Below are 13,092 nucleotides of genomic sequence, written 5' to 3'. Positions count from 1 at the left end.
CTTCGGGCCATTCGGCCCTCCGGTCATCGGACACTCAGACGCGGCGGCGCTTCCGCGGGCGGCAGCCGTTGTGCGGGATGGGCGTGACGTCCTTGATGGCGGTCACGTAGAAGCCGACCGACTGCAAGGCGCGCAGCGCCGATTCGCGGCCGTTGCCGGGGCCGTTCACCTGGATCTCAAGCGTCTCCATCCCATGCTCGCGCGCCTTGCGGCCGGCATCCTCGGCAGCGACCTGCGCGGCATAGGGGGTGGACTTGCGGCTGCCCTTGAAGCCCTGGGAGCCGGAAGACGACCAGGCGATCGCGTTGCCCTGGGCATCGGTGATCGTCACGATCGTGTTGTTGAAGGAGGCCAGCACGTGGGCGACGCCCGACGTGATGTTCTTGCGCTCCTTGCGGCGGACGGGGCCGGCGCTGCGGCCGCCGCGAGCGGGTTCGCGAGCCATTTACTTCGTCACCTTCTTCTTGCCGGCGATCGGCACGGCCTTGCCCTTGCGGGTGCGGGCATTGGTGTGGGTCCGCTGGCCGCGGACCGGCAGGCCCTTGCGGTGACGGAGGCCGCGGTAGCAGGCCATGTCCATCAGGCGCTTGATGTTCATGGCGACTTCACGCCGCAGATCACCCTCGACGCGGTATTCACGGTCGATCAGCTCACGGATGCGGAGGACTTCCTCATCCGTCAACTGGTTGACCCGGCGCGCATCCGGGATGCCGAGCGCATCGCAGATGTCCTTCGCGTTCTTCGGGCCGATGCCATAGATATAGCGAAGCGAGATCTGAACCCGCTTGTTGGTCGGGATGTTCACGCCGGCGATGCGCGCCACAGTGCCTCTCTCCGGAGCTTGCCGCTCCTGCTCGCCGGCCGTACCCCGGATGGGGCGTACCGGCGTGGTGGTGTATCCGTTAGTGCAAAGGGTATCGCGGCCGGGGGAAGCCCCCATCCGCGGGAGGGGGCCATCTAGCCCCTACCCCCCGCCTCGTCAAGTCTTCGCGGGTGCTTTCAACGTTGATTCGATCTGCGCGAAGACCTCGTCCATCTCTGCCATGCCGTCCACCGCCGACAGTTTCCCCTGTGCGGCATAGTAGGGCAGCAGCGGCGCCGTCTGGCGGTGATAGGCCTCCAGCCGCGCCGCCACCGTCTCGGCCTTGTCGTCGGCCCGGCGGGTGAATTCGGTGCTGCCGCAGACATCACAGACGCCGGCCATCTTCGGCTGCTTGAAGCGGTCGTGATAGCCGGTGCCGCATTTCGCGCAGGTGAAGCGGCCGGCAATGCGCTCGACCAGGGCGGCGTCATCGACCCGCAGCTCCACCACATGATCAAGCTGCAGGCCCTTGGCCGCCAGCATGGCGTCCAGCGCCTCGGCCTGGGGCACGGTGCGCGGGAAGCCGTCCAGGATGAAGCCCCGGGCGCAATCGGGCTGGGAGACGCGAGCAGCCAGCATGTCGGTGATCATGCTGTCGGGCACCAGGGCGCCGCGTTCCATGATCGCCTTGGCCTGCTGGCCGATGGCGCTGCCGGACTTCACCTCGGCGCGCAGCATGTCGCCGGTGCTGACCTGGGCGATGCCATGGGCCTGCTCCAGCCGCTTGGCCTGGGTGCCTTTGCCAGCCCCGGGTGGGCCGAGCAGGATCAGGTTCATCTCGGAAGGCCCCCTCAGCGCCGCGATGGCTGGCCGCGGCCGCCGAGCCGGGCCTTCTTGATCAGCCCCTCATACTGGTGGGCGAAGAGATGCGACTGCACCTGCGCCACCGTGTCCATGGTGACCGAGACGATGATCAGCAGGCTGGTGCCGCCGAAGTAGAAGGGCACGCCGTAATTGCTGATCAGCAGTTCCGGCAGCAGGCAGACGATGCAGAGGTAGATGGCGCCGACGCCGGTCAGGCGGGTCAATACCTTGTCGAAATACTCGGCGGTGTGCTGGCCGGGACGGATGCCGGGGACGAAGCCGCCATACTTCTTGAGGTTGTCCGCCGTCTCCGTCGGGTTGAAGACCACCGCTGTGTAGAAGAAGGCGAAGAAGATGATCATCGCCATGTAGAGGATCATGTAGAGCGGCTGGCCATGCGCCAGCAGCGCGGCGATCCGGGTCAGCCAGTTGTCCGGCGCATCCGCCGAGAAGGCCGTGATGGTCGCCGGCAGCAGCAGCAGCGAGGAGGCGAAGATCGGCGGGATCACGCCCGCGGTGTTCAGCTTCAGCGGCAGGTGCGTGTTCTCGCCGCCGAACATGCGGTTGCCGACCTGGCGCTTCGGGTACTGCACGGGGATGCGGCGCTGGGCGCGCTCGATGAAGATCACGAAGGCGATCACGGCGAGCGCGATCACCAGGAAGGCCATGATGAAGAAGGTCGAGAGCGCGCCGGTGCGGCCGAGTTCCAGGAGGCTCACCAGGGACGATGGCAGGTGCGCCACGATGCCGGCGAAGATGATCAGGCTGATGCCGTTGCCGATGCCGCGGGCGGTGATCTGCTCGCCGAGCCACATCAGGAACATGGTGCCGCCGACCAGCGTGATGACACTGGAGAGCCGGAAGAACATCCCGGGATCCTGGACCGCCGGCCCGAAGCTGCCGCGCATGCCCTCGAGCCCGACCGCGATGCTGTAGGCCTGGAAGATCGCGATGATGACGGTCAGGTAACGGGTGTACTGGTTGAGCTTCTTCCGCCCCTGTTCGCCTTCTTTCTTCAGCGCTTCCCAGGCGGGGATCGCGGTCGTCATCAACTGCACGATGATGCTGGCGCTGATGTAGGGCATGATGTTCAGCGCGAAGACGGTCATGCGGCCGAGCGCGCCGCCCGTGAACATGTCGAACATGCCGAGGATGCCGCCGCCGTGCTGGGCGAGGATCTCGCCCATGACAGCCGCATCCACGCCGGGGACCGGCACATAGGTGCCGATGCGGAAGACGATCAGCGCCCCCAGGGTGAACCAGAGGCGCTTCTTGAGCTCGGTGGCCTTGGACAGGACCCCGAAATTGATGCTGGAAGCGAGCTGTTCGGCGGCGGACGCCATGCGCGGGATTCCCTTATCGCAACTGCGGCGCCGGGGTTACCCACCGGCGCCGCCAGCCACGAACCTTGCAGTCACCTAGCGCCGGCAGGTGGCCGGGCGCAAGCGCGGTCACTCGGAAGCGACCGCCTCGGCCTTGGGAGCGGTAACCGTGACGCTGCCACCCGCCGCCTCGACCGCCGCCACGGCCGCCGCGGAGGCGCCGGAGACGGTGATCGTGACCTTGCGGCTGATCGCGCCCTTGGCCAGCAGGCGGATGCCGGCGAGCTTGCCGGAGCGCTTCACCAGGCCGGCCGCCTTCAGCGCCGCTTCGTCGATCGGCTGGTCGGCCGGGAGCTTCCCGGCCTCGATCGCCGCATCGAGCGTGCCGATATTGAGCGGCGCGTACTCGACGCGGAAGATGTTCACGAAGCCACGCTTCGGCAGCCGCCGGTAGATCGGGAGCTGACCGCCCTCGAACCCGTTCAGCGACACGCCGGTGCGCGCCTTCTGACCCTTCACGCCGCGGCCCGAGGTCTTGCCCTTGCCGGAGCCGATGCCGCGGCCGATGCGCTTGAACTTCGGGCGGGCGCCCGCGTTGTCGCGGATTTCATTCAGCTTCATGGGATCAGCCCTCCACCTTCACGAGGTGGGCCACCTTGCGGATCATCCCACGCACGGCCGGAGTATCCTCCAGCTCGCGCGAGCGATGCAGCTTGTTGAGACCGAGCCCGATCAGGGTTTCCTTCTGGCCCGGCTTGCGGCCGATCGGGGACCCGGTCTGGGTCACCGTGACCGTCGTCTTCTTTTCAGACATTGGTCGCCTCCGCCTCGCCCTTCTGGGCGGGCTGACCCAGGATGTCGGCCACCTTCTTGCCGCGGCGGGACGCGACCGCGCGCGGGCTGGTGCAGCGCTGCAGTGCTGCGAAAGTCGCCTTGACCATGTTGTGCGGGTTCGCGGAGCCAAGGCACTTGGCGACCACGTCGCCCATGCCCAGGCTCTCGAACACCGCGCGCATCGGGCCGCCGGCGATGATGCCGGTGCCGGCGGGTGCTGCGCGAAGGATGACGCGGCCGGCGCCGTACTCGCCGATCACGTCGTGGTGCAGGGTACGACCCTCACGCATCGGCACGCGGATCAGGCCCTTCTTGGCCCGCTCCGTCGCCTTGCGGATCGCCTCCGGCACCTCGCGCGCCTTGCCGGCGCCCCAGCCGACGCGGCCCTTCTCGTCGCCGACGACGACGAGGGCGGCGAAGCTGAAGCGGCGGCCACCCTTCACCACCTTGGCGACGCGGTTGATGGTGACGAGCTTGTCCTTCAGCTCGTCGCCATCGCTCCGCTCGGGCTGCCGGTTCTGGTCGCGATCGCGGCCGCGGCCGCGACGGCGATCACCGCCCTCGCCACCCTCGCCGCCACCGCTCCTCGGTTGATACGCCATGTGTCAGCTCCTCAGAACGACAGCCCGCCCTCGCGGGCGCCGTCCGCCAGGGCCTTGACCCGGCCATGGTAGAGATAGGGACCGCGATCGAAGACGACCTCGGTGATGCCGGCGGCGAGCGCACGCTCGGCCACCAGCTTGCCGACCGCCGTCGCCGCGTCCTTGTCGGCGCCGGTCTTCAGTCCCTCGCGCATCGCCTTCTCCATGGAGGAGGCGGCGGCCACCGTGCGCCCTTCGGCGTCCACGATGATCTGCGCATAGATGTGCTTGCCCGAGCGATAGACGGAAAGCCGCGCGCGGCCACCCGACTTCTGCTTGAGCTGGAAGCGAAGGCGCCGGCGGCGCCGCGCCTGCAATGCGAGCTTGTCGGACATTACTTCTTCTTACCCTCCTTCCGGAGGATCTGCTCGTTCTCGTACTTCACGCCCTTGCCCTTGTAGGGCTCGGGGCCGCGATAGCCACGAATCTCGGCGGCGACCTGACCGACCTGGCGCTTGTCGGCGCCTTCCACCTTGATGGAGGTCGGCTTCTCGCAGGTGATCTTGATGCCCTTCGGCACGGGATAGCGGATCTCGTGGCTGTAGCCGAGGTTCAGGACCAGGTCCGAACCCTGCACTGCCGCGCGATAGCCGGTGCCGTTGATTTCCATGGACTTCGTGAAGCCCGTGGAGACCCCGGTGAGCATCCCGTTGATCAGGCTGCGCGTGGTGCCCCAGAGGGTGCGCGCACGGCGGTCACCGCCGCGCGGCTTCACCGTGACCAGGTTGTTCTCGATGGTGACGTCCACGGCATCCGTGAGCTCAAGCTTGAGCTCGCCGTTCTTGCCCTTGGCCACCACGGTCCGGCCCTGCAGCGCCACCTGGACGCCGCTCGGCACCGTAACCGGATATTTGCCGACGCGAGACATGCTGTGCCCTCCCGTCAGAACACGCGGCAGAGGACCTCGCCGCCAACATTGGCGGCGCGGGCCTCAAGGTCGCTCATCACGCCGCGCGGCGTGGAGAGGATGGAAATGCCGAGCCCATTGTAGAACTTCGGCAGCTCCTTGATCTTGGAGTAGACGCGGCGGCCCGGCTTCGAGACGCGCGTGATCTCCTTGATGGCGGGCTCGCCCTCGGAATACTTGAGCTCGATCGCGATCACCCGGATGCCAGGACGGACGTCTTCCGTCTTCCAGGCCCGGATGAAGCCTTCGCGCTTCAGCACATCGAGGACGTTCTCACGCAGCTTCGACGCGGGGGCGACGCAACGGCTCTGCCGTGCGCGCTGCGCGTTGCGGATGCGGGTGAGCAGGTCGCCCAGCGGATCGGTCATCGCCATGGCGCGCTTCCCTTACCAGCTCGCCTTCACCACACCGGGGATTTGGCCCTTGGAGGCCAATTCCCGCAGCTGGTTCCGGCAAAGCTTGAACTTCTGGTAGTTGCCGCGCGGACGCCCCGTGATCTCGCAGCGGAGCCGCACGCGACTGGCGGCGCCGTTGCGCGGGAGCTGCGCGAGCTTCAGCGTCGCCTCGAACCGGTCCTCCACAGGGAGTTCCTTGTCCATGACGACAGCCTTCAGCGCGGCGCGCTTGGCAGTGTGCAGCTTCGAGAGGCGCTCGCGGCGCTTGTTCTTCTCGATCGCCGAGGTCTTGGCCATACGCTCAGGTCCTCCGGAACCTGCGTGGCGGCGCCACGCGGTTTTCCAAGATCAATTCTGGAAAGGAAGCTGGAACGCCTTCAACAGCGCCTTCGCTTCCTTGTCGGTCTTCGCCGTCGTGACGAAGACGATGTCCATACCACGCACCGTGTCCACCTTGTCGTAATTGATTTCGGGGAACACGATCTGCTCCTTCAGGCCGAGGGCATAATTGCCCCGCCCGTCGAAGCCGCGATTGCCGGGGATGCCACGGAAGTCGCGCACGCGCGGCAGCGCGATGGTGACGAGCCGGTCGAGGAACTCGTACATCCGCGACTTGCGCAGCGTCACCTTCGTGCCGATCGCCTGACCCTCGCGGATCTTGAAGCCGGCGATCGCCTTCTTGGCCCGCGTCTTCACCGGCCGCTGGCCGGCGATCGCGGTGAGGTCGCCGACCGCAGCCTCGAGCTTCTTCTGGTCGGCGGCAGCTTCGCCGACGCCCATGTTGATGACGATCTTCTCGAGCTTCGGCACTTCCATCGGATTCTTGTAGCCGAACTCCTCGACGAGCGCCTTGCGGATCGTCTCGTCGTACTGCTTCCGCAGCCGCGGCAGTTCCTTCACGTCGCTCATGCGTCGAGCACCTCGCCGGAGGACTTCGCCACCCGGACCTTCTTGCCGTCCTCGAGCACGCGGAAACCAACCCGCGTCGGCTTGTCGGACTTCGGATCGATCAGCGCCAGGTTGGACAGGTGGATCGAGGCCTCCTGCTCCACGATGCCGCCAGGCTGGCCCATGCCGCGCGGCTTGGTGTGCCGCTTGACCATGTTCCGGCCCTGCACCAGCGCACGGCTCTCCTCGGGCATCACGCGCAGCACTTCGCCGCGCTTGCCCTTGTCCTTGCCGGTGATCACCTGGACGGTGTCACCCTTCCGGATCTTCGCGGCCATGATTACAGGACCTCCGGCGCGAGGCTGATGATCTTCATGTACTTCTTCGCGCGCAGCTCGCGCACGACGGGCCCGAAGATGCGCGTGCCGATCGGCTCGCCCTGCTTGTTGATCAGCACGGCGGCGTTGTTGTCGAAGCGGATCGCGGTGCCGTCGATGCGCCGCACGGGATAGGCCGTGCGGACGATCACGGCGCGATGCACCTCGCCCTTCTTCACCTTGGCGCGCGGAATCGCTTCCTTCACGGAAACGACGATGATGTCGCCGACGCCGGCCGTCTTCCGCTTCGAGCCGCCCAGCACCTTGATGCACTGGACACGGCGCGCGCCGGAATTGTCGGCGACGTCGAGATTGGCTTCAACGCCGATCATCGCTCGCGCTCCTTACGCTTCGGCGGAGGCCGAAGCGGCCTCCTCGGCGAGGAAGCCCGGGACCGCCACGGCATCGCCATTGCGCTGCACGACCACCCAGGTCTTGCGCTTGGAGATCGGGCGGCACTCCTCGATCTGCACCACGTCGCCTTCCTTGCACAGGTTGGCGTCGTCATGCGCGGCGTAGTTCTTCGAGCGCCGGATGAACTTCTTATAGAGCGGGTGCATGACGCGACGCTCGACAAGAACCGTGATGGTCTTGTCCATCTTGTCGCTGGTCACCCGCCCGGTGAGGACGCGCTTCGGCATGGCCGTCGGTCTCCTCGTCAGGCGTTGGCGGCGGCAGCGCGGGTGCGCTCCGCCAGGATGGTCTTCACACGCGCGATGTCGCGCCGCACCAGCTTGATGCGGCTCACCGCCTCGAGCTGCCCGGTGGCCCGCTGGAAGCGCAGGTTGAACTGCTCCTTCCTGAGGTCGAGCAGCATCCCCTGCAGCTCGTCTGGGCTCTTCGCCCGAACGTCAGCGATCTTCGTCATGGCCTCAGGCCTCCGCGCCCAGACGCACGATGAACTTGGTCTTGATCGGCAGCTTCGCAGCACCGAGCGAGAGAGCCTCGCGCGCGGTGTCCTGCGGGACGCCGTCGATCTCGAACATGATGCGGCCGGGCTTCACCCGGGCCACCCAGTATTCCGGCGCGCCCTTGCCGGAACCCATGCGGACTTCGGCAGGCTTGGTCGAGACCGGCACATCCGGGAAGATGCGGATCCAGACGCGGCCGGCGCGCTTCATGGCACGCGTGATCGCGCGGCGAGCCGCCTCGATCTGGCGTGCGGTGACGCGCTCCGGCTCCAGCGCCTTCAGGCCATAGGCGCCGAAGGTCAGCGAGAAGCCGCCCTTGGCGACACCCTTGATGCGGCCCTTGTGGGCCTTCCGATAAGTCGTGCGCTTCGGCTGAAGCATCTCAATTCATCCTTCAGCGCTGCGGCGCCTGATCGGCGGCGCGCTTGTCCTGCGCCATCGGGTCATGGGCCATGATCTCACCCTTGAAGACCCAAACCTTCACACCACAGGTGCCATAGGTGGTCTTCGCGGTTGCGGTGCCGTAGTCGATATCGGCGCGGAGCGTGTGCAGCGGCACCCGGCCCTCGCGATACCATTCGGCGCGCGCGATCTCGGCGCCGCCGAGGCGGCCCGAGCAGTTGATCCGGATGCCGAGAGCACCAAGGCGCATCGCGCTCTGCACCGCGCGCTTCATGGCACGGCGGAAGGCGATGCGGCGCTCGAGCTGCTGGGCGATGTTCTCGGCCACCAGCGTCGCATCGATCTCGGGCTTGCGGATCTCGACGATGTTCAGCGCCACTTCGGCGCCGGCCAGCTTCATGAGATCCTTGCGCAGCACCTCGATGTCGGCGCCCTTCTTGCCGATCACGACGCCCGGGCGGGCAGCATGGATCGTCACGCGCGGCTTCTTCGCCGGGCGCTCGATCACGATGCGGCTGACGCCGGCGCCCTTCAGGCGCTCACGCAGCTTCTCGCGCAGCCGCAGATCCTCATGCAGCATCTTGGCGTAGTCGCGATCGGCGAACCAGCGGCTGTCCCAGGTGCGGTTGATGCCGAGGCGGAAGCCGATCGGATTGATCTTCTGACCCATGTTACGCGGCCTCCTGCTGTGTCGCCGCGACCTGCTGCTCGGCCACCACGATCTTGAGATGGCTGAACCACTTCTCGATACGGGAGGCGCGGCCGCGACCGCGCGCCGCGAAACGCTTCATGACGACCGCACGACCGACCTCGGCCCTCTGCACGACCAGGCGGTCGACATCGAGCTGGTGATTGTTCTCGGCATTGGCGATCGCGCTCTCGAGCGTCTTCTTCACCGTCTGCGCGATGCGGCGCTTGGAGAAGGTGAGCTCGGCCACCGCCTGGCTCGCCGCCTTGCCGCGGATCAGGCCCGCGACCAGGTCGAGCTTCCGCGGGCTGACCCGGATGTTCCAGGTCACCGCCTGCGCCTCGGTGTCCGCGAGACCGCGGGGATGCTTCGGCTTGCTCATCGGATCAGCCCCGCTTCGCCTTCTTGTCGGCCGCATGGCTGGTGAAGGTGCGGGTCGGCGAGAACTCGCCGAACTTGTGCCCCACCATGTTCTCCGAGACCTGCACCGGGATGAACTTCTTCCCGTTGTAGACCCCGAAGGTCAGCCCCACGAACTGCGGCAGGATCGTGCTCCGGCGCGACCAGATCTTGATGATCTCGTTGCGCGTGGAAGCGCGGGCCGCCTCCGCCTTGTTCAGCAGGTAGCCGTCGACGAACGGCCCCTTCCAGACGCTGCGCGACATCGCGATCAGCCCTTCGTCGCGTTGCGGCGGCGGACGATGAGCCCGTCGGTCCGCTTGTTGTTGCGGGTCTTGTAGCCCTTGGTCGGCTTGCCCCACGGGGTGACCGGGTGCCGGCCGCCAGAGGTGCGGCCTTCACCACCGCCATGCGGGTGGTCGACCGGGTTCATCACGACGCCGCGGTTATGCGGCTTGCGGCCCAGCCACCGGCTGCGGCCGGCCTTGCCGATCTGCTGGTTGCTGTTGTCCGGGTTGGACACCGCGCCGATCGTCGCCATGCATTCCGCACGCACCACGCGGAGCTCGCCGGAGCTGAGCTTGATCTGCGCGTAGCCGGCATCCTTGCCGACGAGCTGGGCGAAGGTGCCGGCCGAGCGGGTGATCTTGCCGCCGGCACCGGGCTTCAGCTCGATGTTGTGCACGATCGTGCCGACCGGGATCGCCGAGAGCGGCATGGCATTGCCCGGCTTGATGTCCGCCTTCTCGCCGGAGACGACCATGTCGCCGACCTTCAGGCGCTGCGGCGCGAGGATATAGGCGAGCTCGCCATCCTCGTACTTCACCAGCGCGATGAAGGCGGTGCGGTTCGGGTCGTACTCCAGGCGCTCCACGGCACCGGGCACACCGAACTTGCGGCGCTTGAAGTCCACCAGGCGGTAGGACTGCTTGTGCCCGCCGCCGCGGAAGCGGCTGGTGATGCGGCCGTGGTTGTTGCGCCCGCCGGAGTGGCTCTTGCCTTCCGTCAGACCCTTGACCGGCTTGCCCTTCCAGAGCTCGGAACGATCGATGAGGATCGTGCCGCGCAGGCTGGGCGTGACCGGGTTGAAATGCTTGAGCGCCATGGCGTTACGCAAGCCCCGTGGTCAGGTCGATGCTCTGGCCTTCGGCCAGGCGCACCATCGCCTTCTTGCTGTCGGACCGGCGGCCGGGACGGCCGCGGAACCGCTTCGTCTTGCCCTTGGTGACGATGGTGTTCACCGCCAGCACGGAGACGCCGAACAGACCCTCGACCGCGGCCTTGATCTCGGGCTTCGTCGCCTCGAGCGGCACGCGGAAGGTGATCTGACCCTTCTCCGTCAGCAGCGTCGCCTTCTCGGTCACCACCGGCGCGAGGATGGTCTGATACATCTTCTCGCGCGAGATGACGGGCTTCGCCTTTTTCTGGGCCTCGCTCATGCCAGCCGCTCCTTCAGCGCCTCGACGCCGGCGCGCGTCACCGCGAGCACGTCGTGGTTGAGGATGTCGTAGACATTGGCGCCGATGGTCGGCAGCACCTGCACCTTCGGCAGGTTACGGATCACGCGGAGGAAATTCGCATCCGCCGCCGCATCCACCACCAGCGCGCTGGTCCAGCCGAGCGCCTTGACCTTCGCCGCCACCGCGCCGGTCTTGGCGTCATCGCCGACCGCTGCGGTGTCGAGCACCACGAGCTTGCCCTCGGCCGCCTTCATCGACAGCGCCGAGATGAGCCCGAGGCGGCGCACCTTCTTGTTCAGTGAATAGCCATGGTCGCGCACGACCGGGCCGTGCACCACGCCACCCTTGCGGAACTGCGGTGCACGCAGCGAGCCCTGGCGCGCATTGCCGGTGCCCTTCTGGCGATAGGGCTTCTTCGTGGTGCCCGAGACCTCGCTGAGGCCCTTGGCCTTGTGCGTGCCGGCACGACGCTTCGCGAGCTGCCAGTGCACGACGCGTGCCATGATATCGCTGCGCGGCGCGGCGCCGAACAGCGCCTCCGGTAGCTCGATCTCGCCCGCCGGAGCGTTGTCGAGAGTGATGACGGTGACCTGCATCTTCTTCGTCCTCAGGCCGCGACCGTCGGGAACGGCGCATCGGCGTGACGCGCGCGCTTCACCGCATCACGAACCAGCACATAGGTGCCGACCGAGCCGGGCACCGCGCCCTTCACGAACAGCAGCCCCTTCTCCGCGTCCACGGCGGCCACTTCCAGGTTCTGGGTGGTCACGCGCTCGACGCCGAGATGGCCGGCCATCTTCTTGTTCTTGAAGGTCTTGCCCGGATCCTGGCGGTTGCCGGTCGAACCATGTGAACGGTGGCTGACGGAAACACCGTGCGTCGCTTCGAGACCGGCGAAGTTCCAGCGCTTCATCGCGCCGGCGAAGCCCTTGCCCTTGGTGGTGCCGGTGACATCGATCTTCTGGCCCTTCACGAAATGCGCGGGGCTCAGGACCGTGCCGGCGGCGACCACCGCATCGTCGGCGACGCGGAATTCCACCACACGCTGCGGCGCCTCGACGCCGGCCTTCGCGAAGTGGCCCTTGTTGGCCTTCGAGACATTCTTCGGCTTGGCGCTGCCGATGCCGAGCTGGAGCGCGACGTAGCCGTCGGTCTCCTGGGTGCGCTGGGACACCACGCGGACATTGTCCACATGCAGCAAGGTGACGGGAACGGTCGAGCCGTCCTCGTTGAAGATACGGCTCATACCGAGCTTCTTGGCGATCAGGCCGGTGCGGCCATTCTTCGCGGCCATGGTGTGTACTCCCCCGGCCTTAGATCTTGATCTCGACGTCCACGCCCGCGGCGAGGTCGAGCTTCATCAGCGCGTCCACGGTCTGCGGGGTGGGGTCGACGATATCGAGAAGGCGGCGATGCGTGCGGATCTCGAACTGCTCGCGCGACTTCTTGTCGACGTGCGGCGAACGGTTAACCGTGAAGCGCTCGATTTCGGTCGGCAGCGGGATCGGGCCGCGCACGCGCGCACCCGTCCGCTTTGCCGTGTTCACGATCTCCCGCGTGCTGGTGTCCAGCACGCGGTGATCGAACGCCTTCAGGCGGATGCGGATGTTCTGGCTGTCCATCGAAGGCTGCCCGATCTTTCCTGATACCGCGCTTACGCGACGATCTTCGCGACGACACCGGCGCCGACGGTCCGTCCGCCTTCGCGGATGGCGAAGCGCAGGCCTTCGTCCATCGCGATCGGCGCGATCAGCTCCACGTCCATCGCGACGTTGTCGCCCGGCATCACCATCTCGACGCCTTCCGGCAGCGTCACCACGCCCGTCACGTCCGTCGTCCGGAAGTAGAACTGCGGACGGTAGTTCGTGAAGAACGGCGTGTGGCGGCCGCCCTCCTCCTTCGTCAGAACATACGCCTCGGCCTTGAACTTCGTGTGCGGCGTGATCGAGCCCGGCGCCGCAAGCACCTGACCGCGCTCCACATCCTCGCGCTTCGTGCCGCGCAGCAGCGCACCGATGTTGTCGCCCGCCTGCCCAGAATCCAGCAGCTTGCGGAACATCTCCACGCCCGTCACCGTCGTCTTCACCGTCGCCTTCAGGCCGACGATCTCGACTTCCTCGCCCACCTTCACCACGCCGCGCTCAACACGACCCGTCACCACCGTGCCGCGCCCCGAGATCGAGAACACGTCTTCCACCGGCA

At 66.9% G+C, this 13,092-nt stretch carries 26 protein-coding genes; all 26 read right to left on the bottom strand.

The window, feature by feature from the left end; genetic code table 11:
• Window positions 1-34 precede the first annotated feature (34 nt).
• On the bottom strand, window positions 35-445 hold the full coding sequence (gene rpsK / locus GXW71_RS20465) for a 30S ribosomal protein S11 (protein WP_211854512.1): 411 nt from the start codon (window positions 443-445) through the stop codon (window positions 35-37).
• Complete coding sequence (rpsM, locus tag GXW71_RS20460) at window positions 446-823, bottom strand: 30S ribosomal protein S13 (RefSeq protein WP_211854511.1); 378 nt, start codon at window positions 821-823, stop codon at window positions 446-448.
• A gap of 156 nt (window positions 824-979) precedes the next feature.
• Complete coding sequence (locus GXW71_RS20455) at window positions 980-1,639, bottom strand: adenylate kinase (RefSeq protein ID WP_211854510.1); 660 nt, start codon at window positions 1,637-1,639, stop codon at window positions 980-982.
• A 14-nt stretch (window positions 1,640-1,653) separates the two neighbouring features.
• Complete coding sequence (gene secY, locus GXW71_RS20450; protein ID WP_211854509.1) at window positions 1,654-3,009, bottom strand: preprotein translocase subunit SecY; 1,356 nt, start codon at window positions 3,007-3,009, stop codon at window positions 1,654-1,656.
• A 108-nt stretch (window positions 3,010-3,117) separates the two neighbouring features.
• A complete protein-coding gene (gene rplO, locus GXW71_RS20445; protein WP_211854508.1) occupies window positions 3,118-3,609 on the bottom strand; it encodes a 50S ribosomal protein L15 in 492 nt (163 codons plus the stop codon).
• A 4-nt stretch (window positions 3,610-3,613) separates the two neighbouring features.
• Entirely contained in the window at window positions 3,614-3,802 is a 189-nt protein-coding gene (gene rpmD, locus GXW71_RS20440; RefSeq protein WP_211854507.1) for a 50S ribosomal protein L30, read from the bottom strand.
• Entirely contained in the window at window positions 3,795-4,424 is a 630-nt protein-coding gene (gene rpsE / locus GXW71_RS20435) for a 30S ribosomal protein S5 (protein WP_211854505.1), read from the bottom strand. Before rpsE ends, rpmD begins: the two co-directional genes overlap by 8 nt.
• An 11-nt stretch (window positions 4,425-4,435) precedes the next feature.
• Entirely contained in the window at window positions 4,436-4,798 is a 363-nt protein-coding gene (gene rplR, locus GXW71_RS20430; RefSeq protein WP_211854503.1) for a 50S ribosomal protein L18, read from the bottom strand.
• Entirely contained in the window at window positions 4,798-5,331 is a 534-nt protein-coding gene (rplF, locus tag GXW71_RS20425) for a 50S ribosomal protein L6 (protein ID WP_211854501.1), read from the bottom strand. The genes rplR and rplF overlap by 1 nt, the downstream gene beginning before the upstream one ends.
• 14 nt (window positions 5,332-5,345) lie before the next feature.
• Window positions 5,346-5,744 carry a 30S ribosomal protein S8 gene (gene rpsH / locus GXW71_RS20420; protein WP_211854499.1) on the bottom strand — a complete coding sequence of 133 codons (399 nt, stop codon included), beginning with the start codon at window positions 5,742-5,744 and terminating at the stop codon, window positions 5,346-5,348.
• Window positions 5,745-5,756: 12 nt separating this feature from the next.
• Window positions 5,757-6,062 carry a 30S ribosomal protein S14 gene (rpsN, locus tag GXW71_RS20415; protein WP_211854498.1) on the bottom strand — a complete coding sequence of 102 codons (306 nt, stop codon included), beginning with the start codon at window positions 6,060-6,062 and terminating at the stop codon, window positions 5,757-5,759.
• A gap of 51 nt (window positions 6,063-6,113) precedes the next feature.
• On the bottom strand, window positions 6,114-6,674 hold the full coding sequence (rplE, locus tag GXW71_RS20410; protein ID WP_211854497.1) for a 50S ribosomal protein L5: 561 nt from the start codon (window positions 6,672-6,674) through the stop codon (window positions 6,114-6,116).
• The gene (rplX, locus tag GXW71_RS20405; RefSeq protein WP_211854496.1) at window positions 6,671-6,991 is read right to left on the bottom strand and encodes a 50S ribosomal protein L24; all 321 of its coding nucleotides are present in this window, start codon (window positions 6,989-6,991) and stop codon (window positions 6,671-6,673) included. The genes rplE and rplX overlap by 4 nt, the downstream gene beginning before the upstream one ends.
• A 2-nt stretch (window positions 6,992-6,993) precedes the next feature.
• Entirely contained in the window at window positions 6,994-7,362 is a 369-nt protein-coding gene (gene rplN, locus GXW71_RS20400) for a 50S ribosomal protein L14 (protein WP_211854495.1), read from the bottom strand.
• Between the two features lie 12 nt (window positions 7,363-7,374).
• Window positions 7,375-7,671, bottom strand: a complete 297-nt coding sequence (rpsQ, locus tag GXW71_RS20395; RefSeq protein WP_211854494.1) for a 30S ribosomal protein S17 — start codon at window positions 7,669-7,671, stop codon at window positions 7,375-7,377.
• Window positions 7,672-7,688: 17 nt separating this feature from the next.
• Entirely contained in the window at window positions 7,689-7,898 is a 210-nt protein-coding gene (gene rpmC, locus GXW71_RS20390) for a 50S ribosomal protein L29 (RefSeq protein ID WP_211854493.1), read from the bottom strand.
• Between the two features lie 4 nt (window positions 7,899-7,902).
• Window positions 7,903-8,322, bottom strand: a complete 420-nt coding sequence (gene rplP / locus GXW71_RS20385; protein WP_211854492.1) for a 50S ribosomal protein L16 — start codon at window positions 8,320-8,322, stop codon at window positions 7,903-7,905.
• Between the two features lie 13 nt (window positions 8,323-8,335).
• Entirely contained in the window at window positions 8,336-9,013 is a 678-nt protein-coding gene (gene rpsC, locus GXW71_RS20380; protein WP_211854490.1) for a 30S ribosomal protein S3, read from the bottom strand.
• A 1-nt stretch (window position 9,014) separates the two neighbouring features.
• Window positions 9,015-9,413: a 50S ribosomal protein L22 gene (rplV, locus tag GXW71_RS20375; RefSeq protein WP_211854488.1), complete on the bottom strand. Its 399-nt coding sequence runs from the start codon at window positions 9,411-9,413 to the stop codon at window positions 9,015-9,017.
• A gap of 4 nt (window positions 9,414-9,417) precedes the next feature.
• Window positions 9,418-9,696, bottom strand: coding sequence for a 30S ribosomal protein S19 (rpsS, locus tag GXW71_RS20370; RefSeq protein ID WP_211854486.1), 279 nt, complete (start codon window positions 9,694-9,696; stop codon window positions 9,418-9,420).
• Window positions 9,697-9,701: 5 nt separating this feature from the next.
• The gene (gene rplB, locus GXW71_RS20365) at window positions 9,702-10,535 is read right to left on the bottom strand and encodes a 50S ribosomal protein L2 (protein ID WP_211854484.1); all 834 of its coding nucleotides are present in this window, start codon (window positions 10,533-10,535) and stop codon (window positions 9,702-9,704) included.
• Between the two features lie 4 nt (window positions 10,536-10,539).
• Entirely contained in the window at window positions 10,540-10,836 is a 297-nt protein-coding gene (locus GXW71_RS20360; protein WP_456315913.1) for a 50S ribosomal protein L23, read from the bottom strand.
• 29 nt (window positions 10,837-10,865) lie between these two features.
• Complete coding sequence (gene rplD, locus GXW71_RS20355; protein WP_211854480.1) at window positions 10,866-11,486, bottom strand: 50S ribosomal protein L4; 621 nt, start codon at window positions 11,484-11,486, stop codon at window positions 10,866-10,868.
• An 11-nt stretch (window positions 11,487-11,497) separates the two neighbouring features.
• Window positions 11,498-12,184 (bottom strand): 50S ribosomal protein L3, encoded by a 687-nt coding sequence (gene rplC / locus GXW71_RS20350; protein WP_211854478.1) that lies wholly within the window; start codon window positions 12,182-12,184, stop codon window positions 11,498-11,500.
• A gap of 19 nt (window positions 12,185-12,203) precedes the next feature.
• On the bottom strand, window positions 12,204-12,512 hold the full coding sequence (gene rpsJ / locus GXW71_RS20345; RefSeq protein WP_211854477.1) for a 30S ribosomal protein S10: 309 nt from the start codon (window positions 12,510-12,512) through the stop codon (window positions 12,204-12,206).
• A 32-nt stretch (window positions 12,513-12,544) separates the two neighbouring features.
• A partial coding sequence (locus GXW71_RS20340; protein WP_246526742.1) for an EF-Tu C-terminal domain-related protein occupies window positions 12,545-13,092 on the bottom strand: 548 nt, incomplete at its 5' end.

It is taken from the genome of Plastoroseomonas hellenica (assembly GCF_018129085.1).
Taxonomy (GTDB): Bacteria; Pseudomonadota; Alphaproteobacteria; order Acetobacterales; family Acetobacteraceae; genus Plastoroseomonas; species Plastoroseomonas hellenica.
The sequence above is the reverse complement of the archived record's forward strand: the minus strand, read 5'-3'. Positions and strand labels throughout refer to the sequence as shown.